At 72.7% G+C, this 25,950-nt stretch carries 23 protein-coding genes; 13 read left to right on the plus strand and 10 right to left on the minus strand.

The features are described 5' to 3' along the window. The first annotated feature begins 77 nt into the window (after nt 1–77). Nucleotides 78–845: a PepSY domain-containing protein gene (locus OHA99_RS11180; RefSeq protein ID WP_405695575.1), complete on the plus strand. Its 768-nt coding sequence runs from the start codon at nt 78–80 to the stop codon at nt 843–845. On the opposite strand, the gene OHA99_RS11185 is transcribed toward OHA99_RS11180, so the two are convergent. The 3 genes from OHA99_RS11185 to OHA99_RS11195 all read right to left on the minus strand — a co-directional run bounded on the left by OHA99_RS11185 (nt 745) and on the right by OHA99_RS11195 (nt 4,658). Next, entirely contained in the window at nt 745–2,085 is a 1,341-nt protein-coding gene (locus tag OHA99_RS11185; protein WP_405695577.1) for an MFS transporter, read from the minus strand. The genes OHA99_RS11180 and OHA99_RS11185 overlap by 101 nt on opposite strands. A 341-nt stretch (nt 2,086–2,426) precedes the next feature. Continuing rightward, on the minus strand, nt 2,427–3,383 hold the full coding sequence (meaB, locus tag OHA99_RS11190) for a methylmalonyl Co-A mutase-associated GTPase MeaB (protein ID WP_405695578.1): 957 nt from the start codon (nt 3,381–3,383) through the stop codon (nt 2,427–2,429). A gap of 60 nt (nt 3,384–3,443) precedes the next feature. Further along, nucleotides 3,444–4,658, minus strand: a complete 1,215-nt coding sequence (locus OHA99_RS11195) for an acetyl-CoA C-acetyltransferase (protein ID WP_164245454.1) — start codon at nt 4,656–4,658, stop codon at nt 3,444–3,446. 149 nt (nt 4,659–4,807) lie between these two features. Between OHA99_RS11195 and mce the strand changes: the two genes are divergently transcribed. From mce to OHA99_RS11230, 7 genes are all read left to right on the plus strand, one after another. Further along, on the plus strand, nt 4,808–5,248 hold the full coding sequence (mce, locus tag OHA99_RS11200) for a methylmalonyl-CoA epimerase (protein ID WP_007444716.1): 441 nt from the start codon (nt 4,808–4,810) through the stop codon (nt 5,246–5,248). 233 nt (nt 5,249–5,481) lie between these two features. Further along, nucleotides 5,482–9,462, plus strand: a complete 3,981-nt coding sequence (scy, locus tag OHA99_RS11205) for a polarized growth protein Scy (RefSeq protein ID WP_366473881.1) — start codon at nt 5,482–5,484, stop codon at nt 9,460–9,462. A 207-nt stretch (nt 9,463–9,669) separates the two neighbouring features. After that, nucleotides 9,670–10,602, plus strand: coding sequence for a cellulose-binding protein (locus OHA99_RS11210; protein WP_153177889.1), 933 nt, complete (start codon nt 9,670–9,672; stop codon nt 10,600–10,602). 125 nt (nt 10,603–10,727) lie between these two features. Next, nucleotides 10,728–11,720 (plus strand): ABC transporter ATP-binding protein, encoded by a 993-nt coding sequence (locus OHA99_RS11215; RefSeq protein WP_164383206.1) that lies wholly within the window; start codon nt 10,728–10,730, stop codon nt 11,718–11,720. 2 nt (nt 11,721–11,722) lie between these two features. Beyond that, nucleotides 11,723–12,493 (plus strand): ABC transporter permease, encoded by a 771-nt coding sequence (locus tag OHA99_RS11220; protein WP_164383207.1) that lies wholly within the window; start codon nt 11,723–11,725, stop codon nt 12,491–12,493. A 135-nt stretch (nt 12,494–12,628) separates the two neighbouring features. Continuing rightward, entirely contained in the window at nt 12,629–13,951 is a 1,323-nt protein-coding gene (locus tag OHA99_RS11225; protein ID WP_405695584.1) for an ABC transporter ATP-binding protein, read from the plus strand. Beyond that, nucleotides 13,948–14,817, plus strand: coding sequence for an ABC transporter permease subunit (locus OHA99_RS11230; RefSeq protein WP_153177893.1), 870 nt, complete (start codon nt 13,948–13,950; stop codon nt 14,815–14,817). The genes OHA99_RS11225 and OHA99_RS11230 overlap by 4 nt, the downstream gene beginning before the upstream one ends. A gap of 15 nt (nt 14,818–14,832) precedes the next feature. Here OHA99_RS11230 and OHA99_RS11235 read toward each other — a convergent pair whose 3' ends face one another. Continuing rightward, nucleotides 14,833–15,165 carry an ATP/GTP-binding protein gene (locus tag OHA99_RS11235; RefSeq protein ID WP_153177894.1) on the minus strand — a complete coding sequence of 111 codons (333 nt, stop codon included), beginning with the start codon at nt 15,163–15,165 and terminating at the stop codon, nt 14,833–14,835. A gap of 255 nt (nt 15,166–15,420) precedes the next feature. On the opposite strand from OHA99_RS11235, the gene OHA99_RS11240 reads away from it, so the two are divergent. Continuing rightward, a complete protein-coding gene (locus tag OHA99_RS11240) occupies nt 15,421–16,449 on the plus strand; it encodes an LLM class flavin-dependent oxidoreductase (RefSeq protein WP_164383210.1) in 1,029 nt (342 codons plus the stop codon). 83 nt (nt 16,450–16,532) lie between these two features. Here the strand turns inward: OHA99_RS11240 and OHA99_RS11245 are convergent, their stop codons facing one another. Then, the gene (locus OHA99_RS11245; protein ID WP_153177896.1) at nt 16,533–16,925 is read right to left on the minus strand and encodes an SCO5389 family protein; all 393 of its coding nucleotides are present in this window, start codon (nt 16,923–16,925) and stop codon (nt 16,533–16,535) included. Between the two features lie 290 nt (nt 16,926–17,215). On the opposite strand from OHA99_RS11245, the gene nucS reads away from it, so the two are divergent. Beyond that, on the plus strand, nt 17,216–17,887 hold the full coding sequence (gene nucS, locus OHA99_RS11250) for an endonuclease NucS (RefSeq protein ID WP_059301477.1): 672 nt from the start codon (nt 17,216–17,218) through the stop codon (nt 17,885–17,887). A gap of 85 nt (nt 17,888–17,972) precedes the next feature. Here the strand turns inward: nucS and OHA99_RS11255 are convergent, their stop codons facing one another. From OHA99_RS11255 to OHA99_RS11270, 4 genes are all read right to left on the minus strand, one after another. Further along, nucleotides 17,973–20,618, minus strand: a complete 2,646-nt coding sequence (locus OHA99_RS11255) for an ATP-binding protein (RefSeq protein ID WP_405695587.1) — start codon at nt 20,616–20,618, stop codon at nt 17,973–17,975. 233 nt (nt 20,619–20,851) lie between these two features. Then, nucleotides 20,852–21,175: an STAS domain-containing protein gene (locus OHA99_RS11260; protein WP_003973611.1), complete on the minus strand. Its 324-nt coding sequence runs from the start codon at nt 21,173–21,175 to the stop codon at nt 20,852–20,854. A gap of 183 nt (nt 21,176–21,358) precedes the next feature. Further along, nucleotides 21,359–22,207 carry a 3-hydroxyacyl-CoA dehydrogenase family protein gene (locus OHA99_RS11265; RefSeq protein ID WP_007387645.1) on the minus strand — a complete coding sequence of 283 codons (849 nt, stop codon included), beginning with the start codon at nt 22,205–22,207 and terminating at the stop codon, nt 21,359–21,361. Nucleotides 22,208–22,343: 136 nt separating this feature from the next. After that, complete coding sequence (locus tag OHA99_RS11270) at nt 22,344–22,985, minus strand: TetR/AcrR family transcriptional regulator (RefSeq protein ID WP_366473878.1); 642 nt, start codon at nt 22,983–22,985, stop codon at nt 22,344–22,346. Between the two features lie 93 nt (nt 22,986–23,078). Here OHA99_RS11270 and OHA99_RS11275 point away from each other — a divergent pair, with 93 nt between their 5' ends. From OHA99_RS11275 to OHA99_RS11285, 3 genes are read left to right on the plus strand one after another with little or no spacing between them, the layout of a single operon-like run. Then, nucleotides 23,079–23,861, plus strand: coding sequence for an ATP-binding cassette domain-containing protein (locus OHA99_RS11275; protein WP_366473877.1), 783 nt, complete (start codon nt 23,079–23,081; stop codon nt 23,859–23,861). A 17-nt stretch (nt 23,862–23,878) separates the two neighbouring features. Then, on the plus strand, nt 23,879–24,628 hold the full coding sequence (locus OHA99_RS11280; protein ID WP_153177900.1) for an ABC transporter permease: 750 nt from the start codon (nt 23,879–23,881) through the stop codon (nt 24,626–24,628). 13 nt (nt 24,629–24,641) lie between these two features. Beyond that, a complete protein-coding gene (locus OHA99_RS11285; protein WP_153177901.1) occupies nt 24,642–25,214 on the plus strand; it encodes a cob(I)yrinic acid a,c-diamide adenosyltransferase in 573 nt (190 codons plus the stop codon). On the opposite strand, the gene OHA99_RS11290 is transcribed toward OHA99_RS11285, so the two are convergent. Continuing rightward, the gene (locus OHA99_RS11290; RefSeq protein WP_405695590.1) at nt 25,211–25,891 is read right to left on the minus strand and encodes a hypothetical protein; all 681 of its coding nucleotides are present in this window, start codon (nt 25,889–25,891) and stop codon (nt 25,211–25,213) included. The genes OHA99_RS11285 and OHA99_RS11290 overlap by 4 nt on opposite strands. Between the last annotated feature and the right edge of the window lie 59 nt (nt 25,892–25,950).

Genomic DNA, 25,950 nt, shown 5'->3' on the forward strand with positions numbered 1-25,950 from the left:
AGCGTCGGTCCGCGACAGTGAAGTCACCGGAAACCGCCGGACTCTGGATGATCTCTGACGACTCGGAGGAAAACCGCATGAAGCGCAACATCGTGATCGCCGCCGTCACCGCCGCCGCACTGGTCGGAGGCGGTACGGCGACGGCGCTGGCGACGACGGGGGACGACGACCGGGGCACGACGCCCCGCGCGGACGTGAGCGTGTCGGACGACGGCGGGGTACGGGACGAGGCCGACGACCGCGCCGACGACGCGGCCCGTGACGACGACGCGGCCCGTGCCGCCTCCGCGAAGGTGACGGCGGCCGACGCCGTCGCCGCCGCGCTCGCGGACACCCCGGGCACCGCCGTCTCCGCCGAACTGGACGACGAGGACGACGAGGACGACGGGGACGGAGACGACGGCGACGACCGCGACGACCGCCGCGAGCGCGCGGCCTGGGAGGTCGACGTCCTCTCCGGCGACGGCACCTGGCACAGCGTCCGGGTGGACCCGGCCACCGGCAAGGTCCTCGGCTCGGAGAAGGACGACGAGGACGACACCGCCGAGGTGCGGGCGGGGCTGAAGGGCACCTCCGTCGACGCCGCCGAGGCCGCGAAGGCGGCGGCCGGACACGGCACCGTCACCTCCGTCGAACTGGACGAGGACGGCCACTACGGCGACGGGAAGCCCGCCTGGGAGGTCGAGACGCACACCTCCGGCAAGGGCGAGCAGGAGTGGCGGGTCGACCCGAAGACCGGCGAGGTCACGGCCGACCGCTCACACGGCTCCGACGACTCGCACGACTCGGAAGACGCTGACGGCTCGGACGACTCGGACGACTCGCACGACTCCGACGACGACTGATCAGCCCCGCCCGCCGGGCGGAACCCCCGCGGCGGTGCCCCGGCACCAGCGCCGCCGCCGCGGCGACCGCGCCGGACACCGCGAAGCACACCGGCAGGGGCAGCCGTTCCACCAGCAGCCCCACGGCGGCGGCCCCGGCGGAACCCCCGGCGTTCACCGCGGTGTTGCACCAGGCGCCCGCCCGGACCCGGAACCCGGGCGCCGCGCCCTCGTCGGCGATCAGGTAGGCCGTGGTCAGGGCCGGGGCCACGAACAGGCCCGCGCACATGACCGCCGGGACCAGCGTGCCGAGGCCGGGCGCGAGGCCCGCGGCGACGAGGCAGAGGCCGAGACCGGCCGCGAAGAACGGAAGCCGGGCGCGGGTGGGCGAGCTCCAGGCGACGGCGCCGTTGACGAGACCGCCGACCGCGCTGCCCGCGGACAGCGCCGCGAGCACCCAGGCGACGGCGCCGTCCCCAAGGTCCCGCTCCCCCGCGTAGGCGACGACGAGGAGGTCGACGGCGCTGACCGAGACGCCGACGGCCGCCGCGACGACGACGGGCTGGAGCAGGGCCCGGACCTGGCCCTCCGCACGGCCCTCCGCACGGCCCTCCGGAGCGGGGTTGTCGTTCTTCTGCCGCCCGTCCGGACCGGGCGCGGCGGTCATCGGTGAGGTGACGAAGGCGAGGGTGCCGGTCGCCACCAGCACCGCGCTGAGCACGACGCCCGCGACGGGCGGGGCGACGGCGACGAGGGCGCCGACCAGGAGCGGGCCGGAGACGAAGAGCAGTTCCTCGGCGACGCCGTCCAGGCTGTAGGCGCGCTGGAGCAGGGCCCGGTCGGGCAGCAGTCGCGCCCACACCGCGCGCATCGTGGGGCCGAGCGGGGGCGTGCAGGCGCCCGCGAGCGCGGCGGTCACCGCGAGGACGGCTTCGGGTGTGCCCGGACGTCGGCAGGCCTCCGCCAGCACGCAGAGCAGGGCGGCGTAGAGCAGGGCCATGGGCAGCAGGGCCCGGCGGGGACCGTGCCGGTCGACGAGGGAGGCGCGGTAGGGGGACAGGAAGACGCTCGTCGCGCCGAAGAGCGCCATGACCAGCCCGGCCACGGCGTACGACCCGGTGGACCGGGTCAGGGAGAGCATCAGGGCGAGGGAGACCGTGCCGTAGGACAGCCGCCCGACGAGGGCGGCCGCGAACGTGCGGCGGGCATGGGGGACACGGAGCACGGCGGCATACGAGGGCCGCGAAGAGGGCGTGGACACGCGAAAGTTCCTCAGAGGAGGGCAACAGGGGGACGCCGAGGCACGCGACGGCCGGATGCGGCGGTCGCGCGCGGGGCGGGCCCTATGCCAACAGGAGGAACATGCGCGTCACTTTAGCCCGTCCGGCGCTTGAGGACGAGGCCGTCAAGCCCCTCCAAGCCCGTCCGGCGCTTGAGGACGAGGCCGTTCAAGCCCCTCCAAGCCCGTCTGGCGCTTGAGGACGAGGCCGTTCAAGCCGAAGGGGGGTCTGGGGGCGCAGCCCCCAGGGCCGGGAAGGGAAGGGGCGGCGGGGGCGAACGAAACCCCACCCCGGACAGCCGCCCCGAGCCGCTCCCCCTCCGTCAGCCCTGGGTCAGCCCCGCCACCAGCTCGTCCGCCGCCCGGTAGGGATCCAGCTCCCCCGCGACGATCCGCTCCGCCAGCGCCCCGAGCCGCCGGTCCCCGTGCAGGTCACCGATCCGCTCCCGCAGCGTCGTGACGGCGATGGTCTCGACCTCGCGCGCCGCACGGGCCCGGCGGCGCTCGGCCAGCACGTCCCGCTCCTCCATCCACGCCCGGTGCTTCGCCAGCGCCTCGACGACCTCGTCCACACCCTCGCCGCGCGCGGCGACCGTCTTGACGATGGGCGGCCGCCAGTCGCCGGCGGCGCGGGCCTCGCCGAGGCCCAGCATGTGGTTCAGCTCGCGCGCGGTGGCGTCGGCGCCGTCCCGGTCGGCCTTGTTGACGACGTAGACGTCGCCGATCTCCAGGATTCCGGCCTTGGCCGCCTGGATCCCGTCGCCCATGCCGGGGGCGAGGAGGACGACGGAGGTGTCGGCCTGGGAGGCGATCTCGACCTCCGACTGGCCCACGCCCACCGTCTCGACGAGGACCACGTCGCAGCCGGCCGCGTCCAGGACGCGGATCGCCTGCGGCGCGGCCCAGGCGAGCCCGCCGAGGTGGCCGCGGGTCGCCATCGAGCGGATGTAGACGCCGGGGTCGGAGGCGTGCTCCGACATCCGGACGCGGTCGCCGAGCAGCGCACCCCCGGAGAAGGGGGAGGACGGGTCGACGGCGAGGACGCCGACCCGCTTGCCCTGCTTGCGGTACGCCGTCACCAGCGCCGAAGTGGACGTCGACTTGCCGACGCCCGGGGAGCCGGTCAGACCGACGACGTACGCGTTGCCGGTGAGCGGCGCGAGGGCCGCCATGACCTCCCTGAGCTGCGGGGACGCCCCCTCCACCAGGGAGATCAGCCGGGCCACGGCCCGCGGCCGGCCTTCCCGGGCCTGGGCCACCAGTGAGGAGACGTCCTGCATCACAGCTCCGTTCAGCTCCGCTCAGCTCTGTTTCGCTACGTTCTCAGCCGTACCGCGCGCTCAGGCGCCGGGCACCCGCACGATCAGCGCGTCGCCCTGGCCGCCGCCGCCGCACAGCGCCGCCGCGCCGACCCCGCCGCCGCGCCGCTTCAGCTCCAGCGCCAGGTGCAGCACCAGGCGGGCGCCGGACATGCCGATGGGGTGGCCCAGGGCGATGGCACCGCCGTTGACGTTCACCTTTTCGGTGGAGACGCCGAGGTCCTTCATTGACTGGACGGCGACGGCGGCGAACGCCTCGTTGATCTCGATGAGATCGAGGTCGCCGACCTCCAGGCCCTCCTTCTTCAGGGCGTGCTGGATGGCGTTCGACGGCTGCGACTGCAAAGAGTTGTCCGGTCCCGCGACATTGCCGTGCGCGCCGATCTCCGCGATCCACTGAAGGCCCAGCTCCTCGGCCTTCGCCCGGCTCATGACCACCACGGCCGCGGCGCCGTCGGAGATCTGCGAGGCGGAGCCCGCGGTGATGGTGCCGTCCTTCGCGAAGGCCGGGCGGAGCTTGCCGAGCGACTCGGCGGTGGTGTCGCCGCGGATGCCCTCGTCCTTGCTGAAGAGGACCGGGTCGCCCTTGCGCTGCGGGATCTCGACCGGGGTGATCTCGGCCTCGAAGAGACCGTTCTTCTGGGCGGCGGCGGCGCGCTGGTGGGACAGGGCGGCGATCTCGTCCTGGGCGGCGCGCTCGATGCCGAGCCGGGTGTTGTGCTTCTCCGTGGACTCGCCCATGGCGATGTTCTCGAAGGAGTCGGTCAGGCCGTCGTGGGCCATGGCGTCGATCATCTCGACCGCGCCGTACTTGTAGCCCTCGCGGGACTTGGGCAGCAGGTGCGGGGCGTTGGTCATGGACTCCTGGCCGCCGGCGACGACCACGTCGAATTCACCCGCGCGAATGAGCTGGTCGGCGAGTGCGATGGCGTCGAGGCCGGAGAGGCAGACCTTGTTGATCGTGAGTGCCGGGACGCTCATGGGGATGCCGGCCTTGACGGCGGCCTGGCGGGCGGGGATCTGCCCGGCGCCGGCCTGGAGCACCTGCCCCATGATCACGTACTGGACCTGGTCGCCGCCGATCCCCGCACGGTCGAGGGCGGCCTTGATCGCGAAGCCGCCGAGGTCGGCCCCGGAGAAGGACTTCAGGGAGCCGAGCAGCCGCCCCATCGGGGTGCGGGCACCCGCGACGATGACGGACGTGGTGCCGTTCGTACCAGAAGCTGTGGAAGACATGGGCTGCGATCCCCTTTTCCGGCCCGCACAGGCCGCGGAGTGAACGAGGGTTTACTCGAATGTACTGAGCGGTATGCCCCCCGTCACCCGGCGGTCGGTGTGATCGCGCGCACGTTGCGTAACCACCTCCGGAGCGCTGCACTGAATCCATGCTGACGCGAATCGACCACATCGGAATCGCCTGCCGCGACCTCGACACCACCGTCGAGTTCTACCGTGCCACGTACGGCTTCGAGGTGTTCCACACCGAGGTCAACGAGGAGCAGGGTGTCCGGGAGGCCATGCTCAAGATCAACGAGACCTCGGACGGCGGCGCCTCCTACCTCCAGCTCCTCGAGCCGACCCGCGAGGACTCCGCGGTCGGCAAGTGGCTCGCGAAGAACGGCGAGGGCGTCCACCACATCGCGTTCGGCACCGCCGACGTGGACGCGGACGCCGCGGACGTCCGGGAGAAGGGCGTACGCGTTCTGTACGACGAGCCCCGGCGCGGTTCGATGGGATCGCGGATCACCTTCCTGCACCCCAAGGACTGCCATGGCGTACTGACAGAACTGGTCACTTCGGCGGCCGTTGAGTCACCTGAGCACTGACCCTCGTACATATGGGCCGGTAGGGTTGGGTGCGGTCGCCGCTCAGTCCAGGGTGACCCGGTCCTGTCGCCCTGGGCGCCGGGACCGCCGGGGTCGTGTTTCGGGGGGTCGGCGACGGGGCAGCAGCACATGCTCCGCCGTTGATCTGACACCATTCCCCGGGGGCACCGTCCGGCGGACGGACGGAGCTCGTTCGGGAAGATTTGCGACCAGGGGACGGATGGGACCGCGCAGTGCGGGGCTACGAGAGCCAGGAGCGAGAGCCGGCGGCTGACGTCGACCACCTCTCTCGGTTCGAGGCCGAGATGAAGCGGCTGAAGACCGAGCGGGAAAAGGCGATCCAGCACGCCGAGGACCTCGGCTACCAGGTCGAGGTGCTGCGCGCCAAGCTGCACGAGGCGCGGCGCACCATCATGTCCCGGCCCGCCTTCGACGGCGGCGACATCGGGTACCAGGCCGAGCAGTTGCTGCGCAACGCGCAGACGCAGGCCGACCAGTTGCGCGCCGACGCGGAGCGGGAGCTGAGCCAGGCCCGGGCGCAGACCCAGCGGATCCTCCAGGAGCACGCCGAGCAGGCCGCCCGGCTCCAGGCCGAGCTGCACCAGGAGGCGGTGACCCGCCGCCAGCAGCTGGACCAGGAGCTGGCCGAGCGCCGGCAGACCGTCGAGTCGCACGTCAACGAGAACGTGGCGTGGGCGGAGCAGCTGCGCGCCCGCACCGAGCAGCAGGCCCGCCGCCTGCTCGACGAGTCCCGTACCGAGGCCGAGCAGGCCATGACCGCGGCCCGCGCGGAGGCGGAGCGGCTGACCTCGGAGGCCCGCCAGCGGCTGCGGAGCGACGCGGAGAGCGCCCGCACCGAGGCCGAGCAGATCCTGCGCCGGGCGCGTACCGACGCCGAGCGGCTGCTCAACGCCGCCTCCACGCAGGCGCAGGAGGCCACCGACCACGCCGAGCAGCTGCGCAGCTCCACCGCCAGCGAGTCGGAGTCCACCCGGCGCGAGGTCCAGGAGCTGAGCCGGGCCGCCGAGCAACGCATGTCGGAGGCCGAGGAGGCGCTGCGCAAGGCGCAGACCGAGGCCGAGAAGGTGGTCGCCGAGGCCGAGGAGGCCGCGGCCAAGGCGCTGTCGAGCGCCGAGGCGACCAACGAGCAGCGCACCCGTACCGCCAAGGAGCAGGTCGCCCGGCTGGTCGGCGAGGCGACCAAGGACGCGGAGAGCACCCGGTCCGAGGCCGAGCAGGTGGTCGCGGACGCCCGTGCCGAGGCCGAGCGGATCGTCGCCGAGGCCGCCGAGAAGGCCCGCACCATCACCGCCGAGGAGTCGGCCACCCAGCTGTCCAAGGCGGCCAAGACCGCCGAGGACGTGCTGAACAAGGCGTCGGAGGACGCCAAGCGCACCACGAAGGCCGCCACCGAGGAGGCCGAGCGGATCCGCACCGAGGCCGAGGCCGAGGCGGACCGGCTGCGCGGCGAGGCGCACGACATCGCCGAGCAGCTCAAGGGCGCGGCGAAGGACGACACCAAGGAGTACCGCGCCAAGACGGTCGAGTTGCAGGAGGAGGCGCGCCGGCTGCGCGGCGAGGCCGAGCAGCTGCGGGCGGACGCGGTCGAAGAGGGCGAGAAGATCCGCGCCGAGGCCCGCAAGGAGGCCGTGGCGCAGATCGAGGAGGCGGCGAAGAGCGCGGAGGAGCTGCTCGCCAAGGCCAAGGCGGACGCGGACGAGCTGAGGCGGAGCGCGACGGCGGACGGCGAGAAGGTCCGTGCGGAGGCCATCGAGCGGGCGACGACCCTGCGCCGGCAGGCCGAGGAGACGCTGGAGCGCACCCGCGCGGAGGCCGAGCGGCACCGCACGGAGGCCGCCGAGCGCGTCGAGGAGCTCCAGGCGGAGGCCGAGCGGGCCGCGCGGGAGCTGCGCGAGGAGACCGAGCGCGCCGTCGAGGCCCGGCAGGCGGAGGCCGCCGAGGAGCTGACGCGGCTGCACACCGAGGCCGAGGAGCGGCGTACCGCCGCCGAGGAGGCGCTGTCCGGGGCCCGCGAGGAGGGCGAGCGGATCCGCCGCGAGGCCGCCGAGGAGAGCGAGCGGCTGCGCACCGAGGCCGCGGAGCGGATCCGTACGCTCCAGCAGCAGGCCGAGACGGAGGCCGAGCGGCTGCGCACCGAGGCCGCCGCGGACGCGTCCGCCTCCCGCGCGGAGGGCGAGGCCGTCGCCGTACGGCTGCGCTCGGAGGCGTCCAGTGAGGCGGAGCGGCTGAAGTCGGAGGCGCAGGAGAGCGCCGACCGGGTGCGGGCGGAGGCGCAGAGTGCCGCCGAGCGCATCGCCGCGGAGGCCTCCGAGGCGCTGGCCGCCGCGCAGGAGGAGGCCGCCCGGCGCCGCCGCGAGGCGGAGGAACTGCTCGGTTCCGCCCGGCAGGAGGCCGACCAGGAGCGCACGCAGGCCCGCGAGCAGAGCGAGGAGCTGCTGGCCTCGGCGCGCAACCGCGTGGAGGAGGCGCAGGCCGAGGCGGTCCGGCTGGTCGAGGAGGCCGACCGGCGCGCCACCGAGATGGTGTCGGCCGCCGAGCAGCACGCGGCCCAGGTCCGGGAGTCGGTCGCCGGGCTGCACGAGCAGGCCCAGGAGGAGATCACCGGGCTGCGCAGCGCCGCCGAGCACGCGGCCGAACGCACCCGGACCGAGGCCCAGGAGGAGGCGGACCGGGTCCGCGCCGACGCCTACGCGGAGCGGGAGCGCGCGAGCGAGGACGCCGGACGCCTCAGGCGCGAGGCGCGGGAGGAGAGCGAGGCCGCCAAGACGCTGGCCGAGCGGACCGTGTCCGAGGCCATCACGGAGGCCGACCGGATCCGCGCGGACGTCTCCGAGCATGCCCAGCGGGTGCGCACCGAGGCCTCCGACGCCATCGCCGAGGCCGAGCAGTCGGCGTCGCGGACCCGGGCGGACGCCCGCGAGGACGCCAACCGCATCCGGTCCGACGCGGCGACGCAGGCGGACACCCTGATCACGGAGGCGCGTGCCGAGGCGGAGCGGCTCACCACGGAGACGGTGGCCGAGACCGACCGGCTCCGGACCGAGACCCTCGGCGAGGCGGAGCGCGTCACCACCGAGGCGGCGAGCCGGGCCGAGCGGGTACGGACCGAGGCGGCCACCGAGGCCGAGCGGCTGCGCACCGAGACGACCGCCGAGGCCGAGCGGGTCCGCGCCGAGGCGAACGCCCGGGCCGAGCAGCTGGTCTCGGAAGCCACCGGCGAGGCGGAGCGGCTGCGGGCCGAGGCCGCCGACACCGTCGGCTCCGCCCAGCAGCACGCGGAGCGGATCCGCACCGAGGCGGACCGGGTCCGGACCGAGGCCGCCGCGGAGGCCGAGCGGGTCACCGCGGCCGCCCGCGAGGAGGCCGAGCGCACCCTCGACGAGGCCCGCAAGGACGCCAACAAGCGGCGTTCGGAGGCGGCCGAGCAGGTCGACACGCTCATCACGGAGACCACGGCGGAGGCCGACAAGCTGCTCACCGAGGCTCAGCAGCAGGCCCAGAAGACCACCGCGGACGCCGAGTCGCAGGCCGACACGATGGTCGGCGCGGCCCGCTCGGAGGCCGACCGGATCGTCCAGGAGGCGACGGTCGAGGGCAACACCCGGGTGGAGAAGTCCCGTACGGACGCGGACGAGTTGCTGGTCGGCGCCCGCCGGGACGCGACCGCCATAAGGGAGCGCGCGGAGGAGCTGCGCGAGCGGCTCACCTCCGAGATCGAGGAGCTGCACGAGCGGGCCCGCCGCGAGGCCGCCGAGACGATGAAGTCGGCCGGCGACCGCTGCGACGCGCTCATCAAGGCCGCCGAGGAGCAGCTGGGCAAGGCGGAGGCGAAGGCGAAGGAGCTGGTGTCGGAGGCCAACTCCGAGGCCGGCAAGGTGCGCATCGCCGCCGTCAAGAAGGCCGAGGGGCTGCTCAAGGAGGCCGAGCAGAAGAAGGCCACCCTGGTCCGCGAGGCCGAGGAGCTGAAGGCCGAGGCGGTCCGCGAGGCCCGGGCCACGGTCGACGAGGGCAAGCGCGAGCTGGAGGTCCTGGTGCGGCGCCGCGAGGACATCAACGCGGAGATCTCCCGGGTGCAGGACGTCCTGGAGGCACTGGAGTCGTTCGAGGCGCCCGGGGGCGCGAAGGACAACGGGGTGAAGGCCGGAGCGACGGTGGGCGCCCCACGTTCGGGTGGCAAGTCGTCAGACAACTAGCATCCGGGGCGGATTCGGTGTCTGCTGGAGATCTTTGGCCGGGTCCGGACGGAACCGTTGACCAGAACTTTGGCAAGCCATCCGAGGGTCAGCCACTCAAAAGAGGTGTCATTCTCCGTACCAAACGTGCATCCGCTCGATGACACACCGCATTGGCGCCTAGGATTCCCTCTATCACCTCACCCGGTCTCTTTCGACAGGAACCCCATGAGCGACACTTCCCCCTACGGCTTCGAGCTTGTGCGGCGTGGGTACGACCGCGCTCAGGTGGACGAACGCATCTCCAAGCTCGTCTCCGACCGTGACAGCGCTCACTCCCGCATCACCGCTCTGGAAAAGCGCATCGAGGAGCTCCACCTCGAGACCCAGAACGCCCAGGCCCAGGTCAACGACGCAGAGCCGTCGTACGCCGGTCTCGGCGCCCGGGTCGAGAAGATCCTGCGGCTCGCCGAGGAAGAGGCGAAGGACCTGCGCGAGGAGGCCCGTCGCGCGGCCGAGCAGCACCGCGAGCTGGCCGAGTCCTCGGCCCAGCAGGTGCGCAACGACGCGGAGTCGTACGCCGCGGAGCGCAAGGCCAAGGCCGAGGACGAGGGCGTCCGGATCGTCGAGAAGGCCAAGGGCGACGCCTCCCAGCTGCGCTCCGAGGCGCAGAAGGACGCGCAGTCCAAGCGCGACGAGGCCGACGCCCTGTTCGAGGAGACCCGCGCCAAGGCCGCGCAGGCCGCCGCGGACTTCGAGACGAACCTCGCCAAGCGCCGCGAGCAGTCCGAGCGCGACCTGGCCTCCCGTCAGGCGAAGGCGGAGAAGCGGCTCGCGGAGATCGAGCACCGCGCGGAGCAGCTGCGCCTGGAGGCGGAGAAGCTGCGCACGGACGCCGAGCGCCGGGCCCGCCAGACCGTGGAGACGGCGCAGCGCCAGTCCGAGGACATCGTGGCCGACGCCAACGCCAAGGCCGACCGGATCCGTTCGGAGTCGGAGCGCGAGCTGGCCGCCCTCACCAACCGCCGCGACTCCATCAACGCGCAGCTGACCAACGTGCGCGAGATGCTGGCTTCGCTCACGGGCGCCGCGGTGGCCGCCGCCCCGGCGGTCGAGGACGACTCGGTCTCCCGCGGGGTGCCGGCCCAGCAGTCCCGCTGACCGGGCGCGCACGCCTGCGGAATCCGTACGACCGCGCAGGAACAAGCAGGAACGAGCAGGAACAAGGACGAGGCCTTCTGTCACTGGGGTGGCAGCGGGCCTCGTCCCGTTCTAGCGTGGGCGCCATGATCGAGCTCGAGGGGCTGACCAAGCGGTACGGCGAGAAGGTGGCGGTCAACAATCTCTCCTTCACCGTCAGACCCGGCATCATCACGGGCTTCCTCGGGCCCAACGGCGCGGGCAAGTCGACGACCATGCGGATGGTGCTCGGCCTGGACCGGCCGACCGCCGGGGACGTGCGGATCGACGGCAGGCACTACGACCAGCTGCCGGACCCGCTGACGTACATCGGCGCGCTCCTGGAGGCCAAGGCGTGGCACGGCGGGCGCAGCGCCCACAACCATCTGCTGTGCCTCGCGCAGAGCAACGGCATTCCCGCGAGCCGGGTGCGCGAGGTCCTGGACACGGTCGGCCTCTCTGCGGTGGCCCGGAAGAAGACCAAGGGCTTCTCCCTCGGCATGGGCCAGCGGCTCGGCATCGCCGCCGCGCTCCTCGGCGACCCGCGGATCCTGATGTTCGACGAGCCGGTCAACGGGCTGGACCCCGAGGGCATCCACTGGATCCGCAACCTGATGAAGACCCTGGCCTCCCAGGGCCGTACGGTCTTCGTCTCCTCCCACCTGATGAGCGAGATGGCGCTGACCGCGGACCACCTGGTGGTCATCGGCCAGGGCAGGCTCCTCGCGGACACCTCGATGGCCGAGTTCATCGCGGAGAACTCGCGCAGCTACGTCCGGATCCGCACCCCGCAGCGCGAGCAGCTGCTCGACGCGCTGCACGGTGCCGGGGTCACGGTCGTCGAGGTGGGCGACGGGGTCCTTGAGGTGGACGGCGACAAGTCGGAGGCCGTCGGCGAGCTGGCGGCGCGGCAGCAGATCGTGCTGCACGAGCTGAGCCCGCAGCGCGCCTCGCTGGAGGAGGCGTTCATGCAGCTGACCGCGGAGTCCGTGGAGTACCACGCCCACGACGGGCAGCCGACCGGCGCCGTGCCGCCGCAGCAGCAGCCACCGGGGCCGCCGCCGCGGCAGCAGTGGGGCAGCGACTGGAAGAGGGGTTGAGCATGGCGGCGACACAGGTCGTCCGGTCCGAGTGGACCAAGATCCGGTCGGTCGCGTCCACGGTGTGGACGCTGGGCCTCGCCGTGGTCGTCACCATCGCCCTCGGCATGCTGATCTCGGCCCTGACCAAGAGCCAGTTCGGCGACATGAGCCGACGGGACCAGCTCGCCTTCGACCCGACCTTCATCAGCTTCGCCGGCACCAGCCTCGGCCAGCTGGCGATGATCGTGTTCGGGGTGCTGGTCGTGGGCAACGAGTACAGCTCCGGCATGATCCGCACCTCGCTGGCCGCCGTGCCGCGCCGCGGCACCTTCCTGTTCAGCAAGATCGCGGTGGCGACCGCCCTGGCGCTGGTCGTGGGCATGGTCACCAGCTTCGCCACCTTCTTCCTCGGCCAGGCGATGCTCGGCGACCTCAAGGCGTCGATCGGCGACCCGGGCGTGCTGCGCGCGGTGTTCGGCGGCGGCCTCTACATGACCCTCATCGCGATGTTCTCGATGGGGGTCGCCGCGATGCTGCGCTCCCCCATGCTGTCGCTGGGCATCCTGATGCCGTTCTTCTTCCTGATCTCCAACATCCTGGGCAACGTCCCCGCGACGGAGAAGGTCGGCCGGTTCCTGCCCGACCAGGCCGGCAGCCGGATCATGCAGGTGGTCAGGCCGATCGACGACGACGTGCCGTACGGTCCGTGGGGCGGCCTCGGGATCATGGCACTGTGGGTGATCGCTGCCCTAGTCGGCGGGTACGCCGTGCTGAAGAAGCGGGACGCCTAGCACACGGGGTGGACGCCGCCGTCCGGCGTCGGATTTTGCCCGCGCTTGAACGGAACCGTCAGCGCGTGGATATCCTCCTAACCCTTACGGGGGCGTGTGCCCTGCTGTCCCTGAACCTTCCGATGGGTGCGGAGCATGATCGAGGCTGTCGGCCTGACCAAGCGATACGGCGACAAGACCGCCGTGTACAACCTCTCCTTCCAGGTGCGGCCCGGTGCCGTCACCGGCTTCCTCGGGCCCAACGGCTCGGGCAAGTCGACGACGATGCGGATGATCCTGGGCCTGGACAACCCCACGTCGGGGCACGTGACGATCGGCGGCCACCCGTACCGCAAGCTGCCCAACGCCGCGCGGCACGTCGGGGCGCTCCTCGACGCCAAGGCGGTGCACGGCGGCCGCGCCGCCCGCAACCACCTGCTGAGCCTCGCCCAGCTGTCCGGCATCCCGGCCCGGCGGGTGGACGAGGTGCTCGGCGTGGTGGGCCTCCAGGACGTGGCCAGGCGGCGTTCCAAGGGCTTCTCCCTCGGCATGGGCCAGCGGCTCGGCATCGCCGCGGCACTGCTCGGCGACCCCCAGGTCCTGCTCTTCGACGAGCCGGTCAACGGCCTCGACCCGGAGGGCATCCACTGGGTGCGCAACCTGATGAAGGCGCTCGCGGCGGAGGGCCGCACCGTCTTCGTCTCCTCGCACCTGATGAGCGAGATGGCGCTGACCGCCGACCACCTGATCGTCATCGGGCGGGGCCAGCTGATGGCCGACATGAGCGTGACGGAGTTCATCTCGGCCAACTCCGCCGACTTCGCGCGGGTGCGGACGCCGGACACCGAGCCGCAGCTGCGCGAGAAGCTGACCTCGGCGCTGACCGAGGCGGGCGGCCACGTGCTGCCCGAGCAGGACGGCGCGCTGCGCGTGACCGGCCTTCCCCTCCCCCGGATCAGCGATGTCGCGCACGCCAGTGACGTACGGCTGTGGGAGCTGTCGCCGCACCAGGCCTCGCTGGAGGAGGCGTACATGCGGATGACGCAGGGTGCCGTGGACTACCGGTCGACCGCCGACCAGAAGGCCGGGCTCCAGCAGCCCCTGCCGCCCGGCGCGCAGCCGCCGATGCCGGTGCCGGGGCAGGGCCAGCCGGGGTGGTACGCCCCGCCGCCGCCCCAGGAGGGCGGTCAGCCCTTCGCCGCGCCGCAGGGCGCACCGGGCCGGCCCCCGGCGGGCCCGTACGGCGCCCCGCAGGCGCCCGGCGCGGTGCCGGGCGGTCAGACGGCCAACCCGTACGCGGCCCAGCAGGCCCAGCAGGCCCAGCAGGCCCCGCAGGCGCCGTCGGCCCCACAGGCTCCGCAGCCGCCTCAGCCGCCCGCCTCCGCGCCGCCCGCCTCCGCTCCCGCGCCCCCCGCCGCCGCCCCGGCGCCCGCCTCCGCGCCCGTCACCGACCCGACCAAGCCCGAGGACGCCCGATGAGCACCCCCCAGCCCCCGACGCAGCAGGCCGCGCCCGACTGGCACCCGGCGCCCGGTTCGCCGTACCCGACCTACACGTCGCCGATCCCGGTGGTGCGCACGACCCTCCTGCACGCCCTGGCCTCCGAGTGGACGAAGATCAAGTCGGTGCGCTCGACGATGTGGACGCTGGGCGTGTTCGTCCTGCTCGTCCTCGGCATCGGGCTGCTGACCGGCGCGGTGGTGGCGAGCTCGGACTCCGACCTGGCCGGCGAGAGCGCGCTCAGCCTCGGCTTCTTCGGCCTGCTGCTCGGCAGCATCTGCGTGATCACGCTCGGCGTGCTGACCACCGCCTCGGAGTACGGCACGGGCATGATCCGCACGACCATGACCGCCTGCCCCAGCCGCGGCCGGGTGCTGGCGGCCAAGGGCATCGTGTTCTTCCTGGTCGCCTTCGTGGTGACGCTCGTGTCCGCGACCCTGGTCGGGCTGTTCCACGTCTCCACGCTGGAGGGCAACGGGGCCGGCGACCCCACCGGCGAGGAGTGGCTGAAGGGCACCGTCGGCGTCTCGCTCTACATCGCGCTGCTCGGGCTGCTCTCGCTGGCCGTGGGCTCGGTCATCCGGCACTCGGCGGGCGCCATCACCCTCATGATCGGCGTGCTGCTCGCCCCGCTGGTGATCGCGCTCTTCATGTTCTCGGAGTCGCTCAAGGACGTGCAGCAGGCCCTGTTCGAGTACTCGATCCCGAACCAGATGAGCATCTTCTACGCCAACTCGCTCTCCGACTCCGGGCCCTCGGGCTGGGACCCGCTGTGGATCGTGCTCGGCGTGACCGCGGCCGCGTTCGCCGCCGCCTTCGCCCTGCTGGAGAAGCGCGACGTGTAGGGGGCCGTCCGGCTCTCAGAACCTCGGCGCGTTACGGGACCGCTGCACCCGCGTGGTGCGGCGGTCCTTCGCGTTCCAGCAGGCCTTGTGCCAGTGCCGGCGGTCGTCGACGCCCGCGTGGGCGGGCCAGGCCACCACGTGCGGCACTCCGTCCGGAATGAGCTGGTCGCACCCCGGGCAGCGGTACGACTTCCCCTGCGCGCTGGCGCCCGCCACGTGCCGTACGCTCCACTCCTCGCCCTGCCAGCTCTCCGCGGACTGCCAGCCGCCGTAGCGGCCGGAGCCGTCCTCCTCGGCGCTCCGGCCGGACGAACCGGCTCCCTTGGGTCGGTTGCGACGCGGGGACACAGGACACCTCACGGAGCTATACAGGAAGCAGGGCGGCATCCAGCCTACGCGGCACGGGCACGGGTACGCGTACGCCGCCGAAGCGCCGCGGCTCCCCCGCGCGGGGTTCCGGCCGGGCCCGGTACGACGTCCCACAACGGCCGATTCTGCAGACAATCCGCAAATCCCTCCGTCCGGCCGTGTCCTCGGCACGTGTCAGGCGGTTATGCCCTGTGGGGGAGCTCCGTGTCGGGGCCGAGGAAGCAGGAAAAGGCAATGCGCGTAGGAAGTTTCGTGTTGGGAGCCCAGTTCCCGGGCCAGGGCCAGGGCGAGGCGCTGCACCGCGCGGTCCGCTCGGCCGAGGTCGCCGAGGAGGCCGGGCTCGACACGGTCTGGCTGGCCGAACACCACTTCGTGCCGTACGGCACGTGTCCGTCGGCCGTGACCCTGGCCGCGCTGCTGCTGGGCCGCACCCGGCGGCTGCGGGTCGGCACCGCGGTCAGCGTGCTGCCCACCGTCCACCCGGTGGCGCTCGGCGAGCAGGCCGCGCTGCTGCACGTCACCAGCGGCGGCCGCTTCTCGCTGGGCGTGGGCCGCGGCGGGCCGTGGGTGGACCTGGAGGTGTTCGGCGCGGGTCTGGAGGCGTACGAGAAGGGTTTTCCGGAGTCGCTCGACCTGCTGCTGCGCTGGCTGCGCGAACCGGCCGTCGGCGCCTCGGGGGACCGCTTCCGGTTCCGCGAGGTGCCCGTCGTGCCGCGGCCGTCGGAGTCCCTCTCGGAGGAGCCGGGCCCGGAGGTCGTCGTGGCCTGCACCTCGCCGTCGAGCGTGCGCATGGCGGCCGAGCGGGGGCTGCCGATGCTCCTCGGAATGCACGTCGGCGACGAGGAGAAGGCGGAGATGGTCGCCCTGTGGCGGCGCCACGCGCGTGCGGCCGGGCGTCCGGCGGCGGAGATCCACGGCGCCGGACACGTCTCGGCCGGCGTCTGCCAGATCGCGGACCGGCGCACGGACGCGGCGGAGACCCTGCTCAAGGCGATGCCGGGCTGGCTGCGGCAGGGGCTCGGCGCCCATGTCACGGTGGACGACCGGGAGCGGCGGATGCGCGACCCGCACGCCTACACCGAACTGCTCTGCGGGCTGCACCCGGTGGGCACGCCCCGGCTGTGCGCGGACCGGCTCGCGGCGACCGGCGAACGGACCGGCATCTCCCGCTTCGCCCTGCTCGTCGAGGGCTCGGGAGACCTGGCGGCGACCGAGGAGAACGTACGGCGGCTCGGGGCCGAGGTGCTCCCCCAGCTCCGCTGAGCCCGCGGGCGGGGAGCTTGCCGCTCCGGTACAAGTACTGCACCTCCCGCGTACGGAGCGGCAAGCGGGCGCTCTGGGATGCCTCAGCAGTCGCGGAATTCGGGCGACTGGTTCAGCAACTGGCTGCGCACCGAGGTGAACTTGGTCAGCGTCTCGTCGACGGAGGAGTCCAACGGGAACACCGCCACCCGGTGGCAGTTCTGGAAGGCCAGCCGCACCCCGAAGTGCCGCTGAAGTGCACCGCGTATGGCGTCACTCGCGAGCGCACGCAGGAGCTGGCCGCGCGCCTGCTCGTCCGGCGGGGGCGTCTGGTTGTCGGCGAAGGCTCCGCCGTCGACCTTCAGCTGTGCCACCAGGGAGCTGACCATCTCCCATGCGTAGGGCAGGGAGGTCCGGACGCAGTCGACGAAGTCTGCTTCGTCGACCTCGCCTCGCTCGGCCTGTTCGAGTAGGGCCGGTGAGACGTCGAGCGACATGGGTTCTCCTCTCGCACCCCCGACTGGCGGGGGTTGCCGGACAGTTAGGGGAGTGCGCGATTCCGAACACGCTGCGTACACAGTTCGCGACCTCCCGTTCAATACCGTAAGCAACCGATCGGGACCGCACCAGGAGAATGCCCAGATGGGCACCATCCGGTAGGCCCACAATCGGCCAGTGCGCACAACGGGGCCAATGGGAGAAGTGGGACAGCGCGCGGAGGTGGCGCGGGGCTCCCGGGCACGGGCGAATCGCGTCGGGCCGGGCGCGTCGAGTAGCGTTGCCGACCATGCGTCTCGTCATTGCCCGCTGCTCCGTCGACTACGCCGGACGGCTCACCGCCCACCTGCCCTCGGCCCCCCGGCTGATCCTGGTCAAGGCGGACGGCAGCGTCTCGATCCACGCCGACGACCGGGCCTACAAGCCCCTCAACTGGATGTCGCCTCCGTGCACCCTCAAGGAGGGCACGGGCGAGGAGGAAGGCGTCTGGACCGTCGTCAACAAGGCGGGCGAGAAGCTCATCATCACGATGGAGGAGATTCTCCACGACTCCTCGCACGAACTGGGCGTCGATCCCGGCCTGATCAAGGACGGCGTGGAAGCACACCTCCAGGAGCTGCTCGCCGACCGCATCGACACCCTGGGCGAGGGCTACACCCTCATCCGACGCGAGTACATGACCGCCATCGGCCCCGTCGACATCCTGTGCCGGGACGCCCAGGGCGGGACCGTCGCGGTCGAGATCAAGCGGCGCGGCGAGATCGACGGCGTGGAGCAGCTCACGCGCTACCTGGAGCTGCTGAACCGCGATCCGCATCTCGCCCCGGTGCGCGGCGTCTTCGCCGCCCAGGAGATCAAGCCGCAGGCCCGGGTGCTGGCCACGGACCGCGGCATCGGCTGCCAGGTGCTGGACTACAACGCGTTGCGCGGCATCGAGGACGACAAGCTGCGGCTGTTCTGAGGGTGCGTCACCCACGGCGTGGGGAGGGCCGGGTCCGACGGGCGGACCCGGCCCTCCTTCGTGCGTCGTTGCCCGACCGGCGGGGTCAGATGATCTGACCGGCCTCGCCGTCGTCCGAGCCGGTCGACGTGTCCGTACCGGTCCCCGTGCCGCTCTCGCTCTCGGAAGCGGTGGGGGTGCTCACCGGGGAGCCCGCCGTGGCCGTGGGCGTGTTGGGCCCGCTCGCGGTGTCGGACGTGGAGGGAGTGGCCGGTGGCGGGTCGTCCGTCTCCGTCTCGGTCGGACTGGGGTCGGGCGAGTCGGTCGGCGGCGTGGGCGGGTCGTCCGGTTCGCTGTCCGTCGGCTTCGGCGACGTCGGCGTCGTCGTCGGTGAACTCGGCGACGTGCTCGACTCGTCCGGCGACCCCGGATCGTCCGGGCTCTCGTCGCCCCCGGGGTCGCTGCTGCCCGTACTGCTCGGCCCCTGCGACGGCTCCCCCGACTCCGTGGGCGTCGGGTCGTCCGACGTGCCGGCGGTGCCGTCCGGGCCCGAGTCGGTCGGGCCGCCGGGCGTCTCCCGGTCCTTGCCGTCGTCCGAGGGCCGGTCCGCGCCCAGGCTGCCGTCGTCGATGCCCTGGCTGGCCGACGGGGTGCCGCCGACCTCGTTGGAGGGATTGCCCGCGTCGTTCTCGGAGGTGGCCCCGAGGGTCACCACCGTGCCCAGCACGGCGACGAGCAGCGCGCCCGCTCCGGCGGCCACCAGATTGCGCCGGGCGAAGCCCTTGATGCCGCCGGCGACCGTGCGGGACGGCTCCTCGTCGGGCTCGCGGCGGGTGACGAGGGTCGGGGACTGCGGGGGCGGCTGGAGCGGCGGGAAGGGCGCGGGAACGCCCGCGGACGGCGACACCGACTCCTCGTGGCGGGCGTCGGGCACCTCCTCCCCCACGGTCGGGCCGAGCCCGGCGCCGGCGACACCGAACCCGGCGACGGCACCCGCGCCGCCGAAGGCGCCCGCACCTCCGCTGCCCAGCCCCGGGGTGTCTCCGGTGCGGTCGGCGACCAGCGCGAGGGCGCGGCGGCCCGCCACGGCGCCGCGCTTGTCGGAGAGCGCGCCGCGCAGCCCGATGGAGGCCTCCAGCTCGGCGCGCGCCCGGTCCAGCCGGTCCTCGCACAGCGCGAGGACGCCGAGTTCGTGGTGGAAGTAGGCCTGCTCCGCGACGTCGCCGGCGAGCCGGGCGGCCTCGGTGCCGGAGCGCAGCGCCCGCTGCCAGGCGCTCCAGTGGAGCCCGGCGGCGAACGCCGGCGCCGCGGTGCGGGCCAGCTGGACGGCCGGGCTCTCCTCGTCCTCGGCGGCCGGGGTCGTCGCCGGCCCCAGGACGGCGAGGGCGGCCAGGACGGCGTCGGCCTCCGCGCAGACCCGCTCCGGGGTGACCGAGGGGTGCCCGGCCCACCAGGCGTAGTGCTGGGCGGCGGACCGTGCCCGCTCCCGCACGGCGTCGGTGTACCCGGCGCTCTCCAGTTGGGTGAGCACCCCGGCAGCCAGGCGGTAGCGGGAGCCGACCGGGGAGACCAGCCCGCAGTCGGTCAGCTCGCCGAGGGCGGCGTCCGCGTGGGTGTCGCCGACCAGGGCGGGCAGGTGGGCCTGGTGCGGCACCTCGCCGCCGAGCGCGACGGCGAACTCCAGGGTGGCGCGGGCGGAGGCGCTGAGCCGGGAGGCGAGCAGCGGCGCGGGCGCGGCGGCCTCGCCGAGGGACGGCAGCGGTACGTCGTCGGCCTCGGTGGCGTCGTAGGGGGTGTCGTCGTCCGGGCGTGCGTCGGCGAAGACGCCGAACTCGTCGACGGCGTCGGCGCCGGCCCGCTCCCGGTCCCGGCGGCGCAGCAGGGCACCGGCCTGGACGAAGCGCAGCGGCAGGCCCTCGGACTCGAACCAGAGGTCACCGGCCCAGTTGGCCTCCTCCTCGGTGAGGGCACGCCCGGCGGCGCGTTCCAGCAGCTCCACGCCGTCCGAACGCTCCAGGCCGGTGAGGAAGACCTCTTCGACGGCCGAGTCGGCGGAGGGGGCGGGCACGTCCGGGGTGGCGCCGAGGAGGAAGGCGCACTCGGGGGTGGCGTCGAGGAGTTCGTCGAGGGCGGTGCCGCCGAACTCGACGTCGTCCAGGATCACGACCGCGCCCACTTCGCGGAGGTGGGCGAGGAGTTCCGTCCGGTCCGGGCGGTGCAGGGACGCGCGGTGGACGGCGTGGAAGAGGTCGTGGAGGAGGTCGTCGGCGGTGCGGTGGTGGCCGCTGAGCCGGACGACGCCGTCGGGCGCGAGGCCCGCGCAGTCCTCGGCGACGACCTCGAGGAGGCTGGTGCGGCCGGAGCCGGCGGGGCCGGTGAGGCGGACGGAACGGCCGCGGGCGAGCAGCCGCACCAGGCGTTCGCGTTCGTCCTCGCGGGCGAGCAGGCCGAGGACGGTGCGGACCGGACCCGGCGGGACGGGCGGCCGGGCGGTGCGCTCCGCCTCGGCGCGTTCGGCCGCGGTGAGCTTCTCGGGCCGGGCGGGCCGCTCCGTGGGCGGGCAGACCTCGATCTCGCTGCCGTCGACGGGGTTGACGGTGAGCAGGAAGTCGCCGGACACCAGCTGCACCGTGCGGGCGAGCGCGGGCTGTCCGAAGTCGGAGGTGATGGGGTCCCTGTGCGGGCGCGGGCGCGGCGCCTGGTGGTCGCCGTCCTGGCCGTACTCCTCAGGGCCCCGGTTGTTCGGGTCCATTGGTTCAAGCCCCCCAAAAGCGTCGTGTGCAGGGCCCCGGCAGGGACCACCCTCCCGGCCTTGCCGCACACCGCGCTGTCGCTTCTGGTCCGGGCCCGCCGGCGGGTTTGCAAAGGCAGCGGGCAGCCAGACCCTAAACCTTCGCCCAGTATCTCCGACAGTCCGGGGTGCCGGGCGGCCCGAGAGGTCACGGTCTCGTGAGGATTGCGTGTGTCGGAGGTGTGAACCCCCACTCACACGCGGGGCAGGGTCTCCACACCGATACCGCCCTCGATGGCCAGGATGCGGTGCAGCCGGGTGGCCACCAGCAGGCGCTGCATCTGCGGCGGCACGCCGCGCAGCACCAGGCGCCGGCCGCAGCGGCCGGCCCGCCGGTGGGCCCCCATGATCACGCCGAGTCCGGTGGCGTCCCAGGAGTCCAGCTCTGACAGGTCGAGCACCAGGTCGCCGACTCCGTCGTCGACGGCCGAGTGCAGGACCGTACGGGCGTCCGCCGCGCTGCGGACGTCGAGGCGGCCCCCGACGACCAGCTCGACGTGGTCGCCCCTGATGTGCATATGCGCTCCCCGGCGTGCGTCTTCTCTTCGTCGTCCGTGCGGTGTCGTCCGTGCGTGGTGATCTCTCGGCGATATCAGGTGTTGCACCCTCTGACTGGCCGAAACGACCGGAGGTTGCCGCCTGTAAGCGAACCGATACCGAATTCACCCCGGCGTGTGACGTTTGCCGGGGCCGATGTGACCTCAGTGCTTGTAGAAGCCCTGCCCGCTCTTGCGGCCGATGTCACCGGCGTCCACCATCCGGCGCATCAGCTCCGGCGGGGCGAACTTCTCGTCCTGGGACTCGGTGTAGATGTTGCCCGTGGCGTGCAGCAGGATGTCGACGCCCGTCAGGTCGGCGGTGGCCAGCGGTCCCATGGCGTGGCCGAAGCCCAGCTTGCAGGCGAGGTCGATGTCCTCGGCGGTGGCGACGCCCGACTCGTACAGCTTCGCGGCCTCGACGACGAGGGCGGAGATGAGGCGGGTGGTCACGAAGCCGGCGACGTCGCGGTTGACGACGATGCAGGTCTTGCCGGTGGACTCGGCGAACTCCCGTGCGGTGGCGAGCGTTTCGTCGCTGGTCTTGTAGCCGCGCACCAGTTCGCACAGCTGCATCATCGGGACCGGCGAGAAGAAGTGGGTGCCGACGACCCGCTCCGGGCGCTCCGTCACGGCCGCGATCTTGGTGATCGGGATGGCGGAGGTGTTGGACGCGAGGATCGCCCCGTCCTTCACCAGCTTGTCCAGGGTACGGAAGATCTCGTGCTTGACTTCCAGCTTCTCGAAGACGGCCTCGACGACGACGTCCGCGTCGGCGGCGGCGTCCAGGTCGGTGGTCGCGGTGAGGCGCCCGAGCGCCGCCTCGGCGTCCTCCGCGGTGAGCTTCCCCTTGGCGACGAACTTGTCGTACGACGCCTTGATGCCGTCGGTGCCGCGCCGCAGCGCCTCGTCGGTGACGTCGCGCAGGACGACGTCCCAGCCCGCCTGGGCGGAGACCTGGGCGATGCCCGATCCCATGAGACCGGCTCCGATGACGGCGAGCTTCCGTGCCACTGTGCGACTCCCCTGATACGCGCTGATTCTCGTCTCTCGGCCGGAGATTAGCGGGCGGGAGGCGCTGTGTGACCGGTTAGTAACGCGCGTCACGTCTCAAATGACGGACGTCACACCGAGGGGTGGTATTCGGGTGTCACTCGGGGCCTCGTACGGCGTAGTTGAGCACCTTGTCGCTCAACAGGTCCTCCATCTCGTCCAGCAGCACGAGGATGTCGCGGGACACTTCGGCGGGTTTCCCGCCGGCCATCAGGCGGCGGCCGATGGTCGCCATCACCGTGCCGTGCAGCCAGCCGATCTGGCCGGCCATCAGCGAGGGGACGGGGTCGTCGTCCGGGGCGCCGGTCTCCTCGCGCAGGGTGTGCTCGAGGTTGTCCTGCACCTCCTGGCCGATCGCCCAGAGCCGGGAACGCAGCGCGGTCGAGGAGTGGATGACCCCCATGAAGCGCGCGTATCCGTCCATGAGGCCGATCCGGGGCGACACCGACTCGACCTCCTCGCGCAGCTCCCGCAGCACGGCGCCCGCCGCCGACTCCCCGCCGCGCCGCCCGCGCACCCAGCGCGACAGCCGGTCGATCACGCCCTTGGAACGGTCGAGGAACAGATCCTCCTTGGCCGGAAAGTAGTTGTAGACCGTGTTGACGGAGACGTTCGCGGCGTCCGCGACCTCCGCCACGGTCACGGCCTCGAAGCCGCGTTCCAGGAACAGCCCCGTGGCGACATCCGAGATGTACTGCCGGGTCTGCCGCTTCTTCCGTTCCCTGAGTCCCTCGGCCATGCACGCATCCTAGCCGCGCCGGCCTCACTGACTAGTACCACTGAAAACTTGGGGCGATTGCAAAATTTCAGTGACTCTGTTTTTCTGTGACGCATGGCAATCATCAGTACGGCCGGACTGGCCCGGACCTTCGCGACCAAGCGCGGCCCGGTCGAGGCGGTGCGCGGCATCGACCTCACCGTCCGCGAGGGCGAGATCCTGGGCTTCCTGGGCCCCAACGGCGCCGGCAAGACCACCACCCTGCGGATGCTGACGACCCTGCTCGCCCCCACCGGCGGCGCGGCCACCGTCGCCGGGCACGACCTGGCGACGGACCCGGCCGGGGTGCGCGCGGCGTGCGGGTACGTGGCGCAGTCGGGCGGGGTGGACCCGCAGATCACGGTTCGGGAGGAGCTGGTCACCCAGGGCCGCCTGTACCGGCTGTCCAGGGCGCGGGCCGCCGAGCGCGCCGGCGAGCTGGCCCGCGACCTGGACCTGAGCGAGCTGCTCGACCGCAAGTGCGGCGCCCTCTCCGGCGGGCAGCGGCGCCGGCTGGACATCGCGATGGCGCTCACGCACCGCCCGAAAGTGCTCTTCCTGGACGAGCCGACGACCGGTCTGGACCCGGGCAGCCGCGCCGACCTGTGGGACCTGGTCCGCGGGCTGCGCGACGAGCACGGCACCACGGTCTTCCTGACCACCCACTACCTGGACGAGGCCGACGCCCTCTCCGACCGCCTGGTCGTCGTGGACGGCGGCGTGGTGGTCGCCGAGGGCACTCCCGCCGCACTGAAGCGGGAGTACGGCGGCTCGCCCGACGCCTCCCTCCAGGACACCTTCCTGGCCGTCACCGGCCGCAGCACGGCTCCGGCCGACGCCACTCCCGTAGCCGTCTGACCCTCCGAGGACTTCCGATGCTGCTCCACGACACCGGCCTCATCTACGGCCGCTATCTGCGCCAGTCCCTGCGCTCCCGCTTCGCGCTGCTGTTCGGCGTGCTGATGCCGCTGCTGTACCTGCTCTTCTTCGGCCCACTGCTGACCGACCTGCCGCTCGGCGGGCAGGGCAGCTCCTGGCAGGTGCTGGTCCCCGGCCTGCTGCTCCAACTCGGCCTGTTCGGCGCCTCCTTCGCCGGTTTCTCGGTCATCATCGAGAACGGCCAGGGAGTGGTCGAGCGGATGCGGGTCACGCCCGTCAGCCGCCTGGCGCTGCTCCTGGGGCGGGTCCTGCGGGACGCCACCGTCTTCGCCTTCCAGGCGGTGCTGCTGGTGCTGGCGGCCCTGGTGATGGGCCTGCGCGCACCGCTGCCCGGCGTGCTGATCGGCTTCGCCTTCGTCGCGCTGCTCACGGTCTCGCTGGCCTCGCTGTCGTACGCGCTGGCGATGAAGGTCCGCACCCCGCAGGAGTTCGGGCCCACCGTCAACGCGCTCACCATGCCGTCGATGCTGCTGTCCGGCCTGATGCTGCCGATGACCCTGGGCCCGGCGTGGCTGGACGTGCTCTCGCACCTGATGCCGTTCCGCTATCTGGTGGACGCGGTGCGGGACGCGTACGTCGGCTCCTACGCGACGGCGCACATGCTGTACGGCGTCCTCGTCGCCCTGGCCTTCACCGCGCTGGCCGTGACGGTGGGCACACGCGTCTTCCGAACCGCCGGGGCGTAACTACGCTGGCCCCATGGTCAACCTGACGCGCATCTACACCCGGACCGGCGACAAGGGCACCACCGCCCTCGGCGACATGAGCCGGGTCCCCAAGACCGACCTCAGGATCTCCGCATACGCGGACGCCAACGAGGCGAACGCGGTGATCGGCAGCGCCATCGCCCTGGGCGGCCTGTCCGAGGAGGTCGTGAAGGTCCTCGTCCGCGTCCAGAACGACCTGTTCGACGTGGGCGCGGACCTGTCCACGCCGGTGGTGGAGAACCCCGAGTACCCGCCGCTCAGGGTCGAGCAGTTCTACGTCGACAAGCTGGAGGCGGACTGCGACCGCTACCTGGCCGAGGTGGAGAAGCTCCGCTCCTTCATCCTCCCCGGCGGCACCCCCGGCGCGGCCCTGCTGCACCAGGCGTGCACCGTGGTCCGCCGGGCCGAGCGCTCCACCTGGGCGGCGCTGGAGGCCCACGGCGAGACGATGAACCCGCTCACCGCGACCTACCTCAACCGCCTCTCCGACCTGCTCTTCATCCTGGCCCGGGTGGCCAACAAGGAGGTCGGGGACGTGCTGTGGGTGCCGGGCGGAGAACGCTAGGCGCTCCGCTGAGGGGGCCGGGGACCGGTGCCGTCTTTCGTCTGCTGCTCCGTCGTGGCTGGTCGCGCAGTTCCCCGCGCCCCTTCAAGGGTTTTCCCAGCCGGCGCCTGACTGGACCCGGTTGCCCCTGGCACCGTCATGCCGGCCGGGCCCCTCTTCGGCCAGACCAGGTAGGTGAGGGCGATCAGGCCGTGGATGCCGACGACCTTCAGCACCGCGCCCTGGGTCGCCTCCAGGGCGGCGGTGTCCCCGTCGTCACCGACGTACCAGATCGCTACCAGGAGCAGCGTCGAGGCGACGGCGCCACCCACCAGCGTCCGCAGCCACATCCGGCCCTCGTGGGCGGCCCGGGGCAGCCCGTGACGCGGCGGCTTCCGCGGGGGCGGGCCGCCGGCCAGGCGGTGGGCGGCGTGGCCGTCGAGCCATCGGATCGTGTAGTGGCCGTAGGCGACGGTGTAGCCGATGTACAGCGCGGCCAGGCCGTGCTCCCAGCCGGGCTCGGCGCCGTTCTTCAGGTCGTACGCCGTCACGGCGAACAGGACCAGTTCCAGCACGGGCTCGCACAGCAGCAGGACCACACTCGTGCGCCGCCACTTCAGCAGGTAGCGGGCGCCCAGGCCGAGGGCCAGCAGGACCCAGAAGCCGACCTCGCAGGCGATGATCAACGCGACGACCACGACGCACTCCCTTCGTTCACCCTTCCAGGCTCCCGTCGCAATCCGCCGGGTTCGTCGTC

Source organism: Streptomyces coelicoflavus (assembly GCF_045041415.1).
In the GTDB taxonomy this organism is placed as follows: domain Bacteria; phylum Actinomycetota; class Actinomycetes; order Streptomycetales; family Streptomycetaceae; genus Streptomyces; species Streptomyces coelicoflavus.